Below are 17,304 nucleotides of genomic sequence, written 5' to 3'. Positions count from 1 at the left end.
CCGATATGAAAACCATGTTATTTCAAAAAGCAGCACCGTCCCTATTGTTGCTGTTTCTCTCCGTTTCCATTCTTAGGGCACAATATGCTCCAAAGGCCATCATCAAGAGCTACCCCGTGGAAGTTGCCTATGACAAGACTACCGTCCTGGTTTTCCCTTTTGAGGTGAAAAGCCTGGACAGGGGAAATCCAGTGGTCATGGCACAAAAGGATGGCCATGCCGGCAACGTGCTTAAACTGAAGGCCGCTGCAAAGGGCTTTGCCCCGACCAGCCTGCATGTCATCACATCAGGGGGCAGGCTTTACCATTTCAAGGTCAGCTACCGTGACCGTCCCAGTCCCCTTACCATCGATATGGCAGCGCAGCTGGATAATGAACGCTTTGCAGTTGCCCTGAAGAGTATAGGATTGAATCAGCGGGAACTGGCCAACTATGCTGCCTTAATAGTCAATAAAAAACCAAGGCGCCGTTTGGGCAGAAAAGCCAGGTCGGGGAAGGTTTCGGCTAGGGTAAGGACTGCGTCCTGCCATGGACAAACGCTATTTTTTACCATTGACCTGAAAAACAAAGGAGCGGTGGACTTCCTGCAACCTGGGATACGGTGCTGGAAGCGGGATGGGGGAGGACTGAAAAGAACTGCCAGGCGCAATACCGAGCTGGTTCCCGTGCATGCCAGTTGGAAGGCGGAAGAAGGAGTGAAGGGAGATGCTTCCAACAGGCTGGTACTTGCGCTGCCACAGTTCAGCCTGAGGGGCAATGAAAACCTGGTCATCGATATCAGGGAGCAAAACGGTGGCCGGCTGCTCAGGCTAAGGCTGAAGGCCGCGCACCTGGAGAAAGCAGAACCGATCATTCAACCATAAAACCAATAGACCATGGACAAGGAAAACCTGGAAGTACTCAAGGAACGATTGAAATATGCCGGCTTCGGCGAGGAGCTCAACAAGGAGCTGGAAAAGCAGATGAAGCAGGGCAAGAAGGAGTTCCGGCTCGGACACTCGGTAACCATCGAGGACAAGCAAGTGGACTTTAAGCTCAACTTCAGAAAGTCCGACAAGATGGACCGCTATTTCTTCAACAGCTTCGATGCCGAGCTCCACAAGCCCAACGGCAGCAAAATGTCCAATACCTTTTACCAGAACCAGCATATTTCGGCCAAGGAGGCCTTCAACCTATTGGAATGGCGTCCAGTATACAAAGCCCTGTTCAATAAGGGAGGAGAACGTTACAATGCCTGGATTCAGTTGGATCTGGCAGAAAAGAACGAAAAGGGCCAGCACCCCATGCTCCAGTACCATGACCGTTATGGTTTTGACCTGGAAAAATCATTGAAGACCCTACCCATCGTGGAAATGGAAGGCATGGACCAAAAAGACCGTTTGCTTTACTCCCTTAAAAAGGGAAACCTGCATGAGGTAAATATTGCAGGCATGGAAGGTTCATTTTTGGTAGCTGCCAATCCACAGTACAAGACTATCAGCGTATATGATGAAACTGGAAAGCGGCTCAACCTAAAAGATCTGCGGCAAGAGATCAAAGAGAATTTGGAGCAGGGAATGGGTAAAAAGCAAGCCCCTCCAAAACAGGAAAAAGGTAAAACAATAAAAGTGTGATTATCAAAAAAGGCTTCTCAATGGGAGCCTTTTTTAGTTTCAATTTATTCGACTCCATAAATAGTATAATTTAGATATTTCCTCTTACCCAGTATTATTTAAATATTTCAATTAAAGCCTTAGGGCATTTTTTATTTTTCAGGTTAAAGTATTTTATGTAGCTGCAAGAAAAAGATAGAAGCACCTTCCCATCATTCCGGAAACTACATTTCAGGGAAAGTACTTCTCAAAACTGTCTTGGACCAAATTTCCGTTTTAGCCTTCATTTCACTGACACTTTCCGCAGGGCTGGAAAGGAACGTTCCATTTCAGCTTCAAACTGGAAATTCCGTCCGCTGTATTGAAAGTAAAAAAGTGTTGTTTTGATCCTGTAAAGGAGATGGCTTTCTCATTGCTTAACGAGGTCTATACTTATTTAAGGATAGGGCTTTATCTCTAATTTTTTAAAAGAACGGCAGAAAAGGGCAGCTAAGATAGGGGCGGCCTTGTATGGAACCTGTAAAATGGGGCCAAAAAGGGACGGCATAAACGCCTGCCTGCCCTCAGCCTTTCCTTTATTCCGTTTCCTTTTTGGCTGGTGGCCGCCCCATTTTTTGAGCTTTCTTTTTTGCCGTTTTTTCTTTTAAAAAAATGTTTTTTCCACAGGCTTTTAGAGGATGGGCAATAAAGGATCAAATAAATGTATAACCCTTAAATTAACTGAAATCATGGGACACAATATTCATTTTAACGAGAGAACAGGAAAGCACAGCTTTTTCAGTGTAAAACAACCAGCATGGCATAAACTAGGTAAGGTGGTAGAAGAATATCCATGCTCTGCGGAGGCAATTAAATTTGCAGGACTGGATTATGAGGTGGTTAAATCTCCACTATTTACAAAATGGGAAGGACTTAGTATAGGAGAGAATGGTCTTGACAATAGCCAATTGGAAATCCCCTTGACAAGTCATTACGCAACCATGAGAACGGATACCCAAAAGGTATTTGGGATTGTTGGAAAGGACTATGGAATAGTGCAGAACAGGGATGCCTTTTCATTTTTTGATGCCATCGTCAAAGAGGAAAAAGGTATAAAATATGAAACTGCTGGGGCACTTGGGGATGGCGAGCGCGTGTTCATTACCGCCAAATTACCTGATAATATTTTGGTAGGGAAAGACGACTTGGTGGAACAATACCTTTTCCTTACGACTTCCCACGACGGGAGCGGCAGCATAACCGCTGCTTTTACCCCCATAAGGGTAGTTTGCCAAAATACCCTAAACGCAGCGATGAACCGCAAAACCAATGTCATCAGGATCCGCCATACTTCAGGGGCCAAGGAAAGATTACAACAGGCACATCAATTAATGGGCTTGGTAACTGACACCGCTGATAAATTGGAAACGATTTTCAACCGATGGACAAAGGTTAAAATCAAGGATAAGCAGGTTAAGAGGTTAATTGAACTGGCCATGGCACCCAATAAGGATACATTAGATAAACTATATAGAGGAGAATATGACCAGGTATCAACAGCTTTTATTAATCAATGCGAAGATGCTTTTGCATATGCCATGATGGGAGATACCCAGTTATTGCCCACTACAGAGGGTACACTTTTTGGTGCCTATAATGCGGTAACAGGATATTTTCAAAATGTGAGAAACTTTAAGAGTGAGGAGGATAAGACCAAATCTATTCTGTTGGGAGGTACGGCGCAGACAAAGGGGCAAAAAGCTTTTGATCTATGTGTGGAATTTGCCAAAAACGGCGAAGACCTTTTGAAGGTATAAAAGTTGATAGGGCAGGCATAACATGTCTGCCCATAATATTTCATTTGGTAAATTAAATTAACACTGTAATGAAGATTCAAGATAAGGATGGAAATACAATTGAAGTAGAAGATCTGGACAAGGCAATAGAACATGCCGAAATGTTCAGCAATTATAAACTTTCGGGAAAGGCTAGCTCTTTTTTAAAGAAACGACAGGCATATTGGAAAGATATGCTCCAAAAGCTTAAGCAGGTGAAAAAAAATAAGTAGTCTAAAAGAAGTCCATACAATTGGGCTTCTTTCTTCACAAGAAAGAAGCAAAGAACCCTTATAGAGAAATTAATAGTTCGAGGGTTTTTCTCACCATATCCTATAGTCCCACCTTCTGAATTCGGTGTGAATATTAATCCAATTCATTGTACAACTTATCTGTATGTTTGATTTGGATAAATTCGGCCCGAAAAAATGTGGGATTACACCTGAAAAGGTAAGGGAAATATTTAAAAATCATGGAGAAGAAATATCGCATGAAGAATCCAGAGGTATTCTGGAGGTAATGTGTTTTTTGGCTAAATTAGCTGTAGATCAAATTGTTAATGAGCATGAGTGTAGCTGACTTATATATTAGGGTAAGTACCGATGAACAGGCAGATAAAGGTTATTCCCAACGTAATCAAGAAGAAGTCCTCAAAAGATATTGTGACCATCACAATATTATGGTGCGGAAGGTGATTTTCGAAGACCATTCAGCGAAGACCTTTAATAGGCCCCGTTGGATAGAACTCCTTACCTATCTAAAGAAAAGCAGGGGTAGAGGGGTTGACAAAATACTTTTTACAAAATGGGACCGGTTTAGTAGAAATGCCGGAGATGCCTACCAAATGATAAACACCCTTAGGAACTTAGATGTTGAGCCGCAGGCCATTGAACAGCCATTGGACTTGAATATTCCTGAAAATAAAATGATGCTGGCGATCTATTTGGCAGCACCCGAGGTGGAAAATGACCGTAGGGCACTGAATATTTTTCACGGTATGAGAAGGGCATTAAAGGAGGGACGTTATTTAAGGAAAGCACCTTTTGGGTACATCAACCGAATGGAGGGATCAAGAAAGTTTATTGCCCTAAAAGAACCAGAAGCATCCATTGTAAAATGGGTTTTCAATACCATTTTGAAAAAACGTTATCCAACGGAAAATATTTGGGAAATGGTCAAAAAGAAAGGACTTAAAATCAGCCGTTCCCATTTCCATAGAATGGTACGGAACCCATTGTACTGTGGGAAAATTTATGTGCCTGCTTTTAAGGATGAAGAAGACCAGTTTGTAAACGGCCAACACGAACCTTTGATTTCAGAAGGGGAATTTTATAGGGTACAGAATATTCTCGAGGACATAGGAAGAGATGAATATTTGCCAAAAGTGGTGTCCGATGATAGGTTACCTTTGAGAGGATTCCTTGTATGTCCAAAATGTGGAAAGGTGTTAACAGGAAGTGGCTCTAAAGGAAGGTCAAGACGATATTATTATTACCATTGCCTATCAAAGTGTGGTTTTAGGGAAAAGGCATCTTTATTCAATGATCAAATGGTTATAGAGATGAAAAGGTTTACACTAAAGCAGGAGAAAAAGGAAATCTTTAGTGCGATACTTCATGAATTCTTCAAATACCATTTCAAGGACGAAGGAGAAGAACATAAAAAAGTGGCAGCTTCCTTGGAAAGTCTTCATGAAAAATTGAAGAGAAGCAGAGATTTATTGGTGGCAGGAGACCTTGAAGCAGATGATTATAGGGAAATAAAATCCGAATGTAATAGGGAGATTTCCAGCTTGGAGAACCAATTGGCAGCAACCAAGCCAGAGAGAGTATCGAACTATTCCAAATATGTTGATAGGGCTCTGGAAAGGCTCTCTAGGCTAGATTTGCTATATGAAAACGGAGATGTCGAGACAAAGAGAGAATTAATTGGTTCGATATTCCCCGAAAAACTGTGTTTTTCAAAAACAGGTTATCGAACCGGAAGAATTAATTCTGTAGTTGAGTGTATCTACCAGATAAACAATGGTTTACGGATCAAAAAAAATGAGAGAAAAACGAAAAAATCGTCTAACTCTCATTGGGTGGAGCTGGCGGTACGTGGGTCGAACTCTTTTTTGGAAGAAATGGAAATGATAGAGAAGCTTATGGCATTGGGGAGTAACCGCCCTATTAAACCCGTGTTGTGAAGTTGAAGTTTTGCGGGTATAGATCCCTGATGTTTTTATGGTTGATGGTCATGATATTTCTCAGTGCATGTTCGAGGCACTGCTGGGGATTCACGTCATGTAGCTTGCATATCCCAAAGAAGGAATAGATCATGGCCGTCCTTTGGGCCGCTTTATGGGAACCGGCAAACAGGTAGTTCTTCCGGCCGACCACCATGGACCTGATTTCCCGTTCCACCAAGTTGTTGTCGATTTCCAGTTCCCCGTCATACAGGTAATTGGACAGTTCGGCCCATCTATTGGCCGAGTAGAACAGGGCTTTTCTCAGCCCACTTTTGGGCAGGGCCTTGGGAAGCTGCTTCTTGATCCACTCGGACATTTTGTTGATCACCGGCAAGGCCTCGTCCAAACGGAGCTTTTTACGGTCTTCGGCAGAGAGGTTCAGTTTCTTGGCCTTTTTTTCCACATCGTAGAGCTTGCCGATAAAGCCCAGGGCTTCGGAAGCCAGCTTCTTGTTCTCCACCAGGGTTTCAAAGTATTTTCTTCGCGCATGCGCCCAGCAGGCCAGGTGGGTGATCTCCTTATTGGCCGCATAGTGTTCGTGTCGGATAGGCGGGAGGGATTTCTCCCTCCAACCCTCCTAAGAACCGGACGTGCGAGTTTCCCCGCATCCGGCTCAAGCAAATTTAAACAGAGGCATTCTGTGCTTCTGCCGGCAGTTCATAATTGAAACCCCAATCTATACCCCTCTGCATGGCATTGTTCGTGGAGTAGCACCAAATTGTGGATGTTGGCTTTTCCTGCTTTTAACCTACTTTGAATATACTTGATATACCCTTTTGGTCCTTTGCTCGGCAAAGCCTCTCCACATTCAGGACATTTTCCTTTTTGGTTGGTCCACAATGCCTTTAGAGTGTTCCTTCCTGCAAAGCTTTTATGTAGTTTTTTGGAAAGTCTCATTTCATAGTAAGCTTCGTGATCCGGGTCAAAAGGATTAGATTCCGGTCTTATTTGCGGGTGGCGAACGATCGGTATGGAAGAGGCCCTAAAGAGTGTTACCAGTTTTTGATCCTTTTGTGTACAGCTAAAAGCTCGTTGGAATCCTTTGACCGGCCGAAAATATTTACGGCTGATCCACTTCCTTCCTTTATTGGGATGTCTACGTTTGGCCCAACGCCATAAAGCTATCCATATCTTGTAATCAACCTGGCTGAGTACCTCCTTGGAGACCACGTGACGGTGATAATTTGCCCATCCTCTGATGATGGGATTGAGCCTGGCTATTACGTTTTCCTGTTTCCAAGTGGCCATAACTTTTATCATCCGACGAACCTCTCCAAGAAAGTTTTGCACGCTTTTTCTGGAAGGCTTAATGAGTAGTTTACTCTTTCGGTTACGAAGTTCGTACTTTCTCACATGCTGCCCCAGAAAGTCAAACCCCTTGTCAAGAGGAGTGATTTTGGTCTTATCTTGGGACAATTCCAATCCTCTTTCCTGCATAAACTTTTCCAGTACCGGTTTCACCTGGTCCCTCAACAGTTCCTTGCTGGTGCCGGTGACGATAAAATCATCAGCAAACCTGCATAGTTTAACACCGTTCTTTTCTACAAGTTTACGGGCCTGATAAGGAACTCTCCCGCAAATGTTTCTGCTACTTCCAAACTCCCTGTCCAATAAGGCTTCCATGCCATCTAGAGTGATATTGGATAGGCACGGTGAAATCAATCCGCCTTGAGGCGTTCCAGCGTCTGTTGGAAAGAATTCACCTTTTTCCATAAATCCGACCTTGAGCCATTTTTCCAGTATCCTTTTGTCGGTGATGACATGTTCCATCATCCAGTGGTGACTTATGTTATCAAAACAACCCTTGATGTCACCTTCCAAAACCCATTTTGGGTCAAAATGTCTCGCGGTACAGCTGAAAATCCTTTCGATCGCATCAGCGGTACTTCTTTGAGGACGGAATCCATAACTGTAGTTGTCGGCAACTGTTTCGGCAACCGGTAACAGCGCCTGTCCGTGTAGGGCCTGCCAAGCTCTATCGTTCATGACAGGAATACCCAGTGGCCTGGTTTTTCCGTTGGTTTTGGGAATGTGGATCCTTCTTAATGGAAGAGGTTTGTATGTCCTTCTGTTCATCCGTTGTACCATCTGGTACTTCTGGCTGTTTTTCTTCAGGACAACCCCGTCTATACCGGGGGTGTTCTTTCCGCGATTTGTTGTAACGGTTCTCACCGCTAGACATTTTGCATGGAAAGAATGGGTCAGAAGCCATTGCAAGGATTTAACCTTGTTCCAGCGTTCTTGTTTCACCGCCTTGGCAATACGCACCTGTAGCTTCATTACCTCCTTTTCGGCCATCTTCCAGTCAATGGAATCCCAGCCTTTAGCAGTGGAGACCGCACCTATGTCTTTTGACACTGTCATTTGCTTGTTCTCCTAAGTTTAAGTTCTACAAATTCTCTTACCATAATTTACCTTCATAACAAGTCTGCTGGCTTTCACCATGGAGACATTCTTTCATCTCCTATGCACTTCATTACAAAGCGCCATTCGCTTTTTGTTGAATCCTCTACCCACCTGTCCGTCAGCTTATCTCACGATTCACCTGCCTGATTGATTTCAGGCGGACAACTGGGCTTACCTTGTTCCGTCCGTTTAACACTGAGGGGTGAGGCTCTGTCTATTCACCGGCAGAGTGATAGTCTGTGCAATTTGACAGCATAGCAAATTGACCTTCTGCGTTGCCATTTTGGCCTGAGCCTGTCAACTTCTTTGGCTCATTCGGCTTAACGATGTTTATCAACAGTTCACTTATGTTAGCCATGCCCTCAAGCCTAGCCCTATCCACCGGTGAAGTTCCGGGGTTCTTCTCCTCATCGCTTCGGGGAAGACTACTACAAATAGTATTCGGTACATTGTCCTCCGGGCTTCACACACATCCGTTACCAGTTATGCATGCCAGAGTAGGCTACCTCCTACAGAAAGGAGGGTTTTACTACACCCAAAGGTGCCAAAACAATTAAACGGACGACTTAGCAAGTCGCACACACCGCATAGCCATCACTCTGCAGGTAGCCCTGAAAGTTTTCCAGTATGGCACTGGGGCCTCCCTTGCTCCGGGTAGGCTGGTAATCAAAGAGTACGGTGTTTTCCAATGGGTTATGGTATACCCAATAGTAGCCCGTGTGGCAGGCGCCCTTCTTGTCGCTGTCCAATACCCGGATGGTACTTTCGTCCACCATAAGATAGCCCATGGCCTTGGTGTCGGCCACCAGGCTGTCGTACAGGGGCTCTAGTTTTTCCAGGCCCTGTTTCACCCATCCCTCAAGTGTGGTGGGCGCTATGGGGATCTTTTCCCGTTTGAACCGCTGTGCCTGCCGGTACAGCGGCATATGTTCCAGGTATTTCCTTGTAATGATGTCGGTGAGCAGCCCATAACCCGGGATGCCCTTTGGGATGGCCCTTTCCGGCAACAGGCCGATCTTTACCCCGGCACTGCTGTACCTGTCCTTTGGTGCATACTTGTAACGGATGTACCTTCTGCGGATATATTGGGCAGGGATATAGTCGAGTTCTTCGGTCACTTCCTTGCCGATGCACTCCATTCCGGAAAGGTCCCCTTCCGGATGGATCTCGATCTCTTCTACGGGAAGGTGGTCGGGCAAGGGCTGTCTGCCCGTATGGGCGGGGCGTTTCTTACGGATGTATTCTACTTTGCGGGAAAACCCTTCCTGTTGTTGCTGTTCTTGTTCTTGGGTAGGTTCAAAGAGCAGGTCCAGCTGGTCCTTGTTCCCCTCGAAGCGTTCCCGCTTCTGGGCAAAGGCCATGCGCTTGAACTTCTCGATCAGGGCCAACAACTGCTTCTCATAAGCTTCTTTCTCGGCCAGGATACGTTCCTTCTCGGCTATCACCCGCTCACGGTCGGCCACCTGTTGCTCTGACTTTTGCAGCAGGGCAAGCAGTTCGGCTTTGGTTAACTGATCGAGTGGCTTTGACATGCCCGAAAATAAAACCTCCTGCTTATAAAACCATGGACTTTTTTTCCACAGCCCCTGTGGAAAAAACCCTCAGGAGATGATTTCGGCCATCCTGGCTTCAAAAAGCTGCCCGTAGGACTAACAGAAGGGCATACAGCCCCGAAAAGCTGAACACGGGTCAGTAAAAAAATCAACCGGGGATATACCGGGGACGCTGCCGGTAGCCGTCCACCTGGATGCCCTCGACCATCAGCACCAGTTCGGGCCATTCCAGCACGCCGTCACCTCTGTCCTCCGGGAGCAGGAAGGTGCCTTTTTCCAATCGTTTGTAATAGACCACGAAACCGCCCTTCTCCCAGTGCAGGAGTTTGATCAGGTTGCGGTGGCGGTTGACAAAGACGAACACTTCCCCGGAAACAGGGTCCCGGTCCAGTTCATTGATGACCATCCCGTAAAGCCCGTTGAACCCTTTGCGCATGTCAACCGGGGAACGGTACAGGAAATATTGGTGCTGGGAGCCCAGAGAAAACATCAGTACAGTCTGATCAGGCCCGACAACAGCGATAGGTCCCTGGCCGGCACACGCAGCTTTACCCCGTTCGGGTAGACCACTTCCATCGCCTCTGCAGGAACACTGCTGCCCTGTGTACGGACCGGTAGAAAGCCGGTGGTTCCCGCTGGCTGTTCATCCCTCAGTTTTCGGTACCAATAATTGAATTTATGGAAGCCGATCCCTTTTTGCTCACTGAAGGATTTTTGCGTTAAATCGGTGGTTTTAAACTCTTCGACCAGGGTGGCCATTTCTGCTTGTAGATTCATAACTTCTAGTTTTTCCAGAAAGCTAGGTGGTCAAAACACGCTATGAAACTTGTACTTTATAAGGTGGTTACATTGGGGAAGCTTGGAGAGAAGGCCTTATAGTTTGTGGGAGTGGCTCTCCCTTTGTCCTGTTTTTTAATAAGGTTTTGGACCACCATTTTGGCGAGAATTTCGTAAATCTTTGTGTTTTTCAATCCCATTAAGTTACCGGCTTCTTTCCTTGAGATTTTTCCTTTTTCAAGTAAGTATAAAAGGATGGTTTGTTTTTCTTTCTCTAATCGTTCGTAATCCTGTCTTATTTATTGGTCTTGCTCAATACTTTCCTTTGAGGATAGGGTTGTCTGTGGTCGAATAAATTCAATGTTAAAATAGTCATTCTTCTCCCACGGCAAACGCTTTTATTGCGCCATGCAAGTCCATAAGATGGGGACAGATATAAGGCGTATAGTTATATCAAAAACATCTTACAGTAACCCAGTCACGTAAGTAGCGTGTCCCGTCAAGGGCTAGCCACCCAACGGAAGCGAGTCTTGCATAGTCACTGGAGACGATGGCATGAAGCGTAGACAGCGACTGCCGAAGGCCAGTATAGAGCCACGAAATATTTGCAATACCGGGGTTTTAACTGTTAAATGAGTTGGAACAACACTGATGACAGCGAGAGAGTAAAGGCAAGTAGTCACAGCCTGGTCGTGGTCTGAGACCTGGTCAAAGGCAGATAAGGGTTGCATGGAACATGGGAGAGCCTCCCGCCTCCAAGCGAACAGTTGGTATAAGGATTGACCACACAGTAACCATCCAGGTCTGTCAAGTAAGCAATGCCAGTTGATAAGACGTTAAGAAGAGGCATTGCCGCAAGGTATCTGTACCGAAGGAAACTGAAGGGAAGGAGAAGGGCGAAGGCAGTCTTAGTATCCCCATAGTACCGATTGAACGCTGGGAAATCTATCCCAAGAAAGCCAGCAAGTAGGAAAGGGGGATACCTTAAATCGGAATTGTAGTTTAGAAACATTAATTGTACCAGAGACAAGAAGACCAATGTCAACACACAAATTACAAATAGCAGATCGGGCTAGCAAACACAAAGGGGAAGCCCTGACGAACCTACATCAGTACATAGATGTGGAGTTGCTGACCAGCAGTTACCGACAGCTGAATAAAACCAGTAGTGTAGGGGTTGACGAGAAAGCTGGAATGCGTATGGGTTACGCCTACCGGACCGGCTTCCGGAACTACTGAGGACAGTTAAATCAGGGGAGTACAAGGCACCACAGATACGCAGGGTGTATATTCCGAAGGGGAAAACGGGGAAGCGTCCGCTAGGGATTCCCACCATAGAGGATAAAGTACTTCAACCGAGTGTCAGGAGCGTGTTGGAGCCGATTTATGAGGAAGACTTTAAAGAGTTTTCCTACGGATTCCGTCCAAACCGATCCTGTCACCATGCCATAGAGTACATGTTCGAGAAAGTAAGCTATGGAAGGATGCGGTATATTATAGATGCAGATATCCAGGATTACTTTGGGAGCATAGACCACGGCCTGTTACGTGTGTTTCTAGACCGTAGGGTGAAAGATGGCGTGGTGCGCAAAATGCTGGATAAATGGCTCAAGGCAGGAATACTGGAAGATAAGCAGTTGCATTATCCGAAGGGAGGAACGCCGCAAGGCGGTATTGTCTCACCAATATTGAGCAATATTTATCTTCATTATGTGCTGGATGAATGGTTTTCGGATAAAATCCAGCCCCTGTTAACAGGTAAAAGTTTCATGGTGAGGTATGCCGATGATTTTGTGATGGGTTTTGAAAAAGGAGAAGATGCCAAGCGTGTCATGGCTGTTCTCGACAAACGATTTACAAAATATGGGCTTAGACTACATCCGGAAAAGACAAAGGTTATCGATCTGAACACTAATATACGTGGAGAAAGAAGCTTTGATTTTCTGGGTTTTGCCCACTATATGGGTAAGACACGTAAAGGAAGGCTAGTCTTGAAACGAAAGACAAGCAGCAAGAAGCTGGTGATGGCTATTACCAAAACAGGCGATTGGATCAAAGGCAACAGGCACAGGAAATTAAAGGAGTTGATCTGTGATCTTAACGTTAGGCTTCGAGGCCACTATGCCTATTATGGGGTAACCTTCAATGTCAGAAGTCTAAACAAGTATCACAGATGTGTTGAACGGCTGTTGCACAAATGGCTGAACAGGCGGGGAGGCAACGAACCGCTCTACCTGGAAAAAATAGTTTAGGACTGGAATACGTCTCTGTAAAAGTAATGGAGCCCTTCTTTTGGAGGGCTTTTTTGATGGATTTGGTGAAAAATACCCTAGATGGATTGTGTTTTTTAGATGTGTGCGGTGCATGGCAACCAACCAGGTAGTGAAGCCACATGAAGGCGATATTCTCCCTTGTGGCCTTCTCAAGTTTACGGGAAGGAAAAACAGTTCTCAAGGTAGCCGTACACCAGCACCTTCAGCAGCATACGGGGATGGGAGCTACTGCCCCCCAGATCAGGGTATTGCTCGAGGATGGGGGGATGGAGATCTTGTCCACTTTCACACTTACTGTGCGTGCCGGATGGTTTGACGGCAAAAGTTCCCCCAATGACGGTGGAAGAAACATCAACTGGTTGGGATTGTAGTCTTTTAGGACTAACTTGTCTTTGGTTTTTTGCACACCTCAAAAATAACAGTTTCGAGTTAAAACCTAAAAATGGCTACCCGATTTTTCGTGTAGCTTTTACTTTTTTCCAAAGATGACTTATGAGACAGCCTCACCGACATTTTTCATTAAGTCATTTAACTGGCCAAAGAGGCTACATAGCAAAGGAATTGAGGTTGATTAGTTTAGTTTTTACTAAAATATTGAACTTTTTCCCTGTCTTTACGTTTTAGTTTTAGTAATAGCTAAAATATTAAAACATGAACAATAATTGTATCAGAGTATTGGCCGATCCTGTTCAAATCAAGGAGTGCAAGAAAACACTCAACAAACTTGAAGAACAGTTGAATTTGGCCACTCAGATTTTCAACCTTTCAGGAAATGCCGCAAGGCTTAAGATTCTCTTTCTACTTCATAAAGAAGGTGAAATGTGTCCTTGTGATCTAAGCGATATTTTGGATATATCTGTCGGTGGCATTTCCCAACATTTAAGAAAGCTGAAAGATGGAAAGCTCGTTAAATACAAGAAAGTAGGACAAACCGTGTTCTACTCTATTGTGGAAGATAATATCCAAGCAATAAGACCTGTATTAGACAGCCTGCTTAATAATAATAACAAAAAGGAGTCAATATCATGAGTAATTCAAACCAATCAAATACCTCATCAAAAAGTATTGGGGCTGGATTGTTAGTAGCCTTTACTGCCTCACTTTGTTGTATCACCCCGGTTTTTGCTACGCTGGCAGGAATAGGAGGCATTGCTTCGGCCTTTTCATGGATGGAACCATTTAGACCTTATTTAATAGGCCTTACAGTTTTGGTATTGGGCTTTGCCTGGTATCAGAAATTAAGACCCAGGACTCAGGAGGAAATCGACTGTGCCTGTGATGAGAATGAGCGTCCCTCCTTTTGGCAGTCCAAAAAGTTTCTTGGAATCGTTACCGTCTTTGCGGTATTGATGCTTGCTTTTCCGTCCTATTCCGGCATCTTTTTCCCGGACAACAGCAAAGCCGATAAAGTTATCGTGGTAAAAGAAGATGATATTCTGAATACTGAGCTGAGGGTCAAAGGCATGACCTGCACCGGATGCGAGCATAGCGTAAATGCAGCGCTTAATAATAGTGAAGGTGTTCTCGAAGCTTCTTCGTCCTACAAAAGTGGTATTGCAACGGTAAAGTTTGATCAAACAAAAGTATCCATTGATCAATTGGCTGATACGGTAGAGGAAGCTACAGGCTATAAAGTCACTGAAAAGAAAATCATACAAGAAAAAACTTTAAATCAATAAAATAATGAAAACCATAATTTTAAGCCTGGCATTCGTCTTTTTACTTGCAGGACATGGGATAGTACAATCTACCGATTCACAAAAAACTGAAAAAGCCAGTACTACTCAGGAAAACGAGACGGTTAAACTGAAAGTCACCGAGCTCACCTGTGCCGGCTGTACCAATCACCTTTACAAGATATTAAAAGAAACAAAGGGCGTCATCGACAAATCGGTGGAGTATCCAGGGGATATCGCAGTGGTGGAATATGATCCCAAACAGACCAATCCGGAGAAGCTCATTGCATCTATCAAAGAAAAAACTGCTTACAAAGCTGAACTATACACTGGGAAAAATGATTAGAATTAAAACTAATACATGCATGGTTAAAATAAGAAATATGTTTACTCCTAAGAGTAACAAGATCGGTGAAGGACAAAAAAGTTTATCGGAAGTTGTGCTGGAAATAGAAGGCATGACCTGCGATCATTGCGCCACCGGTATTGAGAAAAAGGTTGGTCATCTTGTTGGAACAGCAAGTCAGAAGGTAAACTATCCGGAGGGAAAGGGAATATTCTCCTACGATCCTGAAAAGGTTTCAAAGAAAGAGATCATAGATACCATTAACGGCATGGGCAATTACTCCGTTAAGAAGGAATTGCCTGCATCATCAAATGGTCAGGGAACTGAAGAAGAAGTAACGTTTAGCATTTCCGGGATGACCTGTGACCATTGCGCCACCTCCATTGAGAAGCGCTTTGAAGGCCATGAAGGTTTGATCTCCAAATCGGTGAGTTATGCCGATGAAAAAGGCACATTTATCTTCAACCCCGATAAAATAAGCCGTCAGGAAATTATTGAAACGATCAACAAGGAGGGCAATTACAAAGTACAAAAGGAAATTGGAGGAAACGGCAACCTGGAACGCGCAGATCCCGGGCAACACGATCTGATCATCATAGGTGGAGGATCTGCGGCATTTTCAGCGGCCACTACGGCCAATGAACTTGGGTTGACCGTGTTGATGGTGAATGCCGGACTGGACATTGGCGGCACCTGTGTGAATGTGGGTTGCGTACCCTCCAAACATTTGATCAGAGCTGCAGAGCAGGTTCACCGGGCGCAGCATTCGCCTTTTAATGGCGTGTCAGGCGCAAATCCAACTTTTGATTTCAAGGCTACCATACAACAGAAAAAAGAATTGGTGGCAGCCCTGCAAAAGAAGAAATACCTGGGCGTGGTGGGTGACCTGGATAATATCACTATTCTGGAGGGTTGGGCCAGGTTCGTGGATGCGCACACCATTGAAGTGGATGGAAAGCCGTACAAAGGCATGAAGTATTTGCTGGCAACTGGCGCCACAACCAATGTGCCTGACCTGCCAGGCTTAGAGGATGTTGGGTACCTGACGAATGAAACACTGTTTGACCTGGAGGAACAGCCCGAACACTTAATCGTGCTTGGAGCCGGATACATTGCGTTGGAGATTGCCCAGGCATATCATCGCTTTGGCACTAAGGTCACCATGTTGCATCGGTCAGAAAGAATTCTACGAACACAGGCTGCCGATATTACGGATGACCTGACATCCCATTTTACAGAGGAAGGCATTGAGGTCCATACCAATGTCAGTATTCAAAAATTCGAAAAGAACGGAGATGCCATAGTGGCCCATACCAATGAGGGGACTTTTGAAGCTTCTCATGTGCTGGTAGCCACAGGAACCAGACCGAATACCAGCGGTCTGGCGATTGAAAACGCTGGTGTCAATCTCAATAAAACAGGTCATATTTTAGTCAATACTAAACAGGAGACGAATGTAGGCCACATTTATGCGGCAGGGGATTGTACCGATACACCTGCATTCGTATATACCGCTGCAAAAGAAGGAAAGGTCGCTGTATTAAACGCTTTCCAAAGCACCGGCGATATGGTCGATTATACAGGCCTTCCATGGGTCGTATTTACAGATCCGCAGATAGCAGGGGCTGGCTTGGACGAAAAGGAGGCCGAAGAAGCAGGGATACCTTATGAAACCAGTGTGATGCCGTTAACCGAGGTGCCACGTGCACAAGCAGCTTTGGACACGCGGGGGTTTATCAAACTGATCAGAAACAGTGAGACAGATAAACTTATTGGTGGACGAATCATCGCTCCTGAGGGAGGCGAATTGGCTATGCAAGTCAGTCTGGCAATTAAAGCCGGAATGACTATTCAGGAACTGGCCGATGCATTTCACCCTTACCTGACCTTATCAGAAGGAGTGAAACTGGCTGCCATCACCTTTAATAAAGATGTGTCAGAATTGAGTTGTTGTGCCAGTTAATTGATATGACATTTTTAGGAGTTGGACTGTTACATTTTTTATGCTGTTCACTACTGATGTTAGCAGTTGTCCTAATGATACTTCAAAAGAAAAGGGGCAAATAGCCTTTTTTTTAATCTCTTAGGGTCTAATTCCCCGAGGCTTGCCTCGTTTTACTATCTTGTGACTCGATGTCCCAAGATAGTAAGTAAATCCATAAGAGTCATAATGTTTCAGTTTTGCTGTATCATGTAGTTTGCGCAGCAAAATATAGACGTGTAGTGTTCAGCAAGGGGGGGGATCAAGTATTGATTTCGACCTGTGAACAGATAGAATTAAGATATGAGATTAAGTTTCTAGAAATCGGGACAGATGCAGACCACGTACACTTTCTTATACAATCGGTTCCCACCTATAGTAAAACTAAGATTGTGAGAACGATAAAGAGTTTGCTAGTCCGAGAGGTATTTCAACAATGCCCAGAGGTGAAAAAGCAGCTTTGGGGCGGAGAATTTTGGGGTAAAGGGTACTTTGTCAATACCGTTGGCCAACATGGAACTGAGGAAAAGATAGCTAATTATGTTAAGAGTCAGGGGCTGGAAAAAGAATACAAAAAACTAAAGACCAATTATCAACTAAAAATATTCGATTGACAAATAATGCCTCGTGGGCTTGCCCCGAGGATTATTTACTGA

The 17,304-nt window shown here is 44.7% G+C and carries 16 protein-coding genes and 3 pseudogenes; 12 read left to right on the top strand and 7 right to left on the bottom strand.

Annotated elements, in window-relative coordinates:
* Positions 1-5: 5 nt before the first annotated feature.
* The 5 genes from FDP09_RS20255 to FDP09_RS20230 all read left to right on the top strand — a co-directional run bounded on the left by FDP09_RS20255 (position 6) and on the right by FDP09_RS20230 (position 5,594).
* Positions 6-863: a DUF4138 domain-containing protein gene (locus FDP09_RS20255; RefSeq protein ID WP_137404366.1), complete on the top strand. Its 858-nt coding sequence runs from the start codon at positions 6-8 to the stop codon at positions 861-863.
* A 12-nt stretch (positions 864-875) separates the two neighbouring features.
* A complete protein-coding gene (locus FDP09_RS20250; RefSeq protein WP_137404365.1) occupies positions 876-1,613 on the top strand; it encodes a hypothetical protein in 738 nt (245 codons plus the stop codon).
* Between the two features lie 707 nt (positions 1,614-2,320).
* On the top strand, positions 2,321-3,388 hold the full coding sequence (locus FDP09_RS20245; protein ID WP_137404364.1) for a DUF932 domain-containing protein: 1,068 nt from the start codon (positions 2,321-2,323) through the stop codon (positions 3,386-3,388).
* A 68-nt stretch (positions 3,389-3,456) separates the two neighbouring features.
* Positions 3,457-3,639, top strand: coding sequence for a hypothetical protein (locus FDP09_RS20240; protein ID WP_137404363.1), 183 nt, complete (start codon positions 3,457-3,459; stop codon positions 3,637-3,639).
* Positions 3,640-3,965: 326 nt separating this feature from the next.
* Positions 3,966-5,594 carry a recombinase family protein gene (locus tag FDP09_RS20230; RefSeq protein WP_308421164.1) on the top strand — a complete coding sequence of 543 codons (1,629 nt, stop codon included), beginning with the start codon at positions 3,966-3,968 and terminating at the stop codon, positions 5,592-5,594.
* Here FDP09_RS20230 and tnpC (FDP09_RS20225) read toward each other — a convergent pair.
* The 6 genes and pseudogenes from tnpC (FDP09_RS20225) to FDP09_RS24345 all read right to left on the bottom strand — a co-directional run.
* Positions 5,578-6,177 (bottom strand): annotated as a pseudogene (gene tnpC, locus FDP09_RS20225) (IS66 family transposase); the annotation flags it as partial. The gene FDP09_RS20230 and the pseudogene tnpC (FDP09_RS20225) overlap by 17 nt on opposite strands.
* A gap of 116 nt (positions 6,178-6,293) precedes the next feature.
* Positions 6,294-7,994: a group II intron reverse transcriptase/maturase gene (gene ltrA, locus FDP09_RS20220; RefSeq protein WP_222840302.1), complete on the bottom strand. Its 1,701-nt coding sequence runs from the start codon at positions 7,992-7,994 to the stop codon at positions 6,294-6,296.
* A 629-nt stretch (positions 7,995-8,623) separates the two neighbouring features.
* Positions 8,624-9,574, bottom strand: a pseudogene (tnpC, locus tag FDP09_RS20215) (IS66 family transposase); the annotation flags it as partial.
* 169 nt (positions 9,575-9,743) lie between these two features.
* Positions 9,744-10,085: an IS66 family insertion sequence element accessory protein TnpB gene (gene tnpB / locus FDP09_RS20210; RefSeq protein WP_015268187.1), complete on the bottom strand. Its 342-nt coding sequence runs from the start codon at positions 10,083-10,085 to the stop codon at positions 9,744-9,746.
* The gene (tnpA, locus tag FDP09_RS20205; protein WP_015268186.1) at positions 10,085-10,372 is read right to left on the bottom strand and encodes an IS66 family insertion sequence element accessory protein TnpA; all 288 of its coding nucleotides are present in this window, start codon (positions 10,370-10,372) and stop codon (positions 10,085-10,087) included. The genes tnpB and tnpA (FDP09_RS20205) overlap by 1 nt, the downstream gene beginning before the upstream one ends.
* A 56-nt stretch (positions 10,373-10,428) precedes the next feature.
* A complete protein-coding gene (locus tag FDP09_RS24345; protein ID WP_373289281.1) occupies positions 10,429-10,629 on the bottom strand; it encodes a helix-turn-helix domain-containing protein in 201 nt (66 codons plus the stop codon).
* 781 nt (positions 10,630-11,410) lie between these two features.
* On the opposite strand from FDP09_RS24345, the gene FDP09_RS23950 reads away from it, so the two are divergent.
* Positions 11,411-11,611 (top strand): hypothetical protein, encoded by a 201-nt coding sequence (locus tag FDP09_RS23950; RefSeq protein ID WP_222840301.1) that lies wholly within the window; start codon positions 11,411-11,413, stop codon positions 11,609-11,611.
* Positions 11,608-12,624 carry a group II intron reverse transcriptase/maturase gene (gene ltrA, locus FDP09_RS20195; protein ID WP_222840346.1) on the top strand — a complete coding sequence of 339 codons (1,017 nt, stop codon included), beginning with the start codon at positions 11,608-11,610 and terminating at the stop codon, positions 12,622-12,624. Before FDP09_RS23950 ends, ltrA (FDP09_RS20195) begins: the two co-directional genes overlap by 4 nt.
* Positions 12,625-12,757: 133 nt before the next feature.
* Here ltrA (FDP09_RS20195) and FDP09_RS24415 read toward each other — a convergent pair.
* Positions 12,758-12,997, bottom strand: a pseudogene (locus tag FDP09_RS24415) (transposase); the annotation flags it as partial.
* Between the two features lie 299 nt (positions 12,998-13,296).
* On the opposite strand from FDP09_RS24415, the gene FDP09_RS20185 reads away from it, so the two are divergent.
* The 5 genes from FDP09_RS20185 (at position 13,297) to tnpA (FDP09_RS20165) (ending at position 17,262) form a co-directional block, all read left to right on the top strand.
* Entirely contained in the window at positions 13,297-13,674 is a 378-nt protein-coding gene (locus FDP09_RS20185) for an ArsR/SmtB family transcription factor (protein WP_015268184.1), read from the top strand.
* Positions 13,671-14,324, top strand: a complete 654-nt coding sequence (gene merTP / locus FDP09_RS20180) for a mercuric transport protein MerTP (protein WP_015268183.1) — start codon at positions 13,671-13,673, stop codon at positions 14,322-14,324. Before FDP09_RS20185 ends, merTP begins: the two co-directional genes overlap by 4 nt.
* Before the next feature lie 4 nt (positions 14,325-14,328).
* Entirely contained in the window at positions 14,329-14,667 is a 339-nt protein-coding gene (locus FDP09_RS20175) for a heavy-metal-associated domain-containing protein (protein WP_015268182.1), read from the top strand.
* 19 nt (positions 14,668-14,686) lie between these two features.
* On the top strand, positions 14,687-16,630 hold the full coding sequence (merA, locus tag FDP09_RS20170) for a mercury(II) reductase (RefSeq protein WP_112782878.1): 1,944 nt from the start codon (positions 14,687-14,689) through the stop codon (positions 16,628-16,630).
* A 191-nt stretch (positions 16,631-16,821) separates the two neighbouring features.
* Complete coding sequence (gene tnpA / locus FDP09_RS20165) at positions 16,822-17,262, top strand: IS200/IS605 family transposase (protein ID WP_229683556.1); 441 nt, start codon at positions 16,822-16,824, stop codon at positions 17,260-17,262.
* The last annotated feature ends 42 nt before the right edge of the window (positions 17,263-17,304 follow it).

It is taken from the genome of Echinicola rosea, from assembly GCF_005281475.1.
GTDB lineage: Bacteria > Bacteroidota > Bacteroidia > Cytophagales > Cyclobacteriaceae > Echinicola > Echinicola rosea.
Note: the sequence above shows the minus strand (reverse complement) of the source record. Positions and strands in the feature narration are given on the sequence as shown.

Coding starts and splice junctions, on each gene's coding strand:
- FDP09_RS20255 (WP_137404366.1), top strand. CDS start 6: ATGAAAACCATGTTATTTCAAAAAGCAGCACCGTCCCTATTGTTGCTG.
- FDP09_RS20250 (WP_137404365.1), top strand. CDS start 876: ATGGACAAGGAAAACCTGGAAGTACTCAAGGAACGATTGAAATATGCC.
- FDP09_RS20245 (WP_137404364.1), top strand. CDS start 2,321: ATGGGACACAATATTCATTTTAACGAGAGAACAGGAAAGCACAGCTTT.
- FDP09_RS20240 (WP_137404363.1), top strand. CDS start 3,457: ATGAAGATTCAAGATAAGGATGGAAATACAATTGAAGTAGAAGATCTG.
- FDP09_RS20230 (WP_308421164.1), top strand. CDS start 3,966: ATGAGCATGAGTGTAGCTGACTTATATATTAGGGTAAGTACCGATGAA.
- tnpB (WP_015268187.1), bottom strand. CDS start 10,085: ATGTTTTCTCTGGGCTCCCAGCACCAATATTTCCTGTACCGTTCCCCG.
- tnpA (WP_015268186.1), bottom strand. CDS start 10,372: ATGAATCTACAAGCAGAAATGGCCACCCTGGTCGAAGAGTTTAAAACC.
- FDP09_RS23950 (WP_222840301.1), top strand. CDS start 11,411: ATGTCAACACACAAATTACAAATAGCAGATCGGGCTAGCAAACACAAA.
- FDP09_RS20185 (WP_015268184.1), top strand. CDS start 13,297: ATGAACAATAATTGTATCAGAGTATTGGCCGATCCTGTTCAAATCAAG.
- merTP (WP_015268183.1), top strand. CDS start 13,671: ATGAGTAATTCAAACCAATCAAATACCTCATCAAAAAGTATTGGGGCT.
- FDP09_RS20175 (WP_015268182.1), top strand. CDS start 14,329: ATGAAAACCATAATTTTAAGCCTGGCATTCGTCTTTTTACTTGCAGGA.
- merA (WP_112782878.1), top strand. CDS start 14,687: ATGGTTAAAATAAGAAATATGTTTACTCCTAAGAGTAACAAGATCGGT.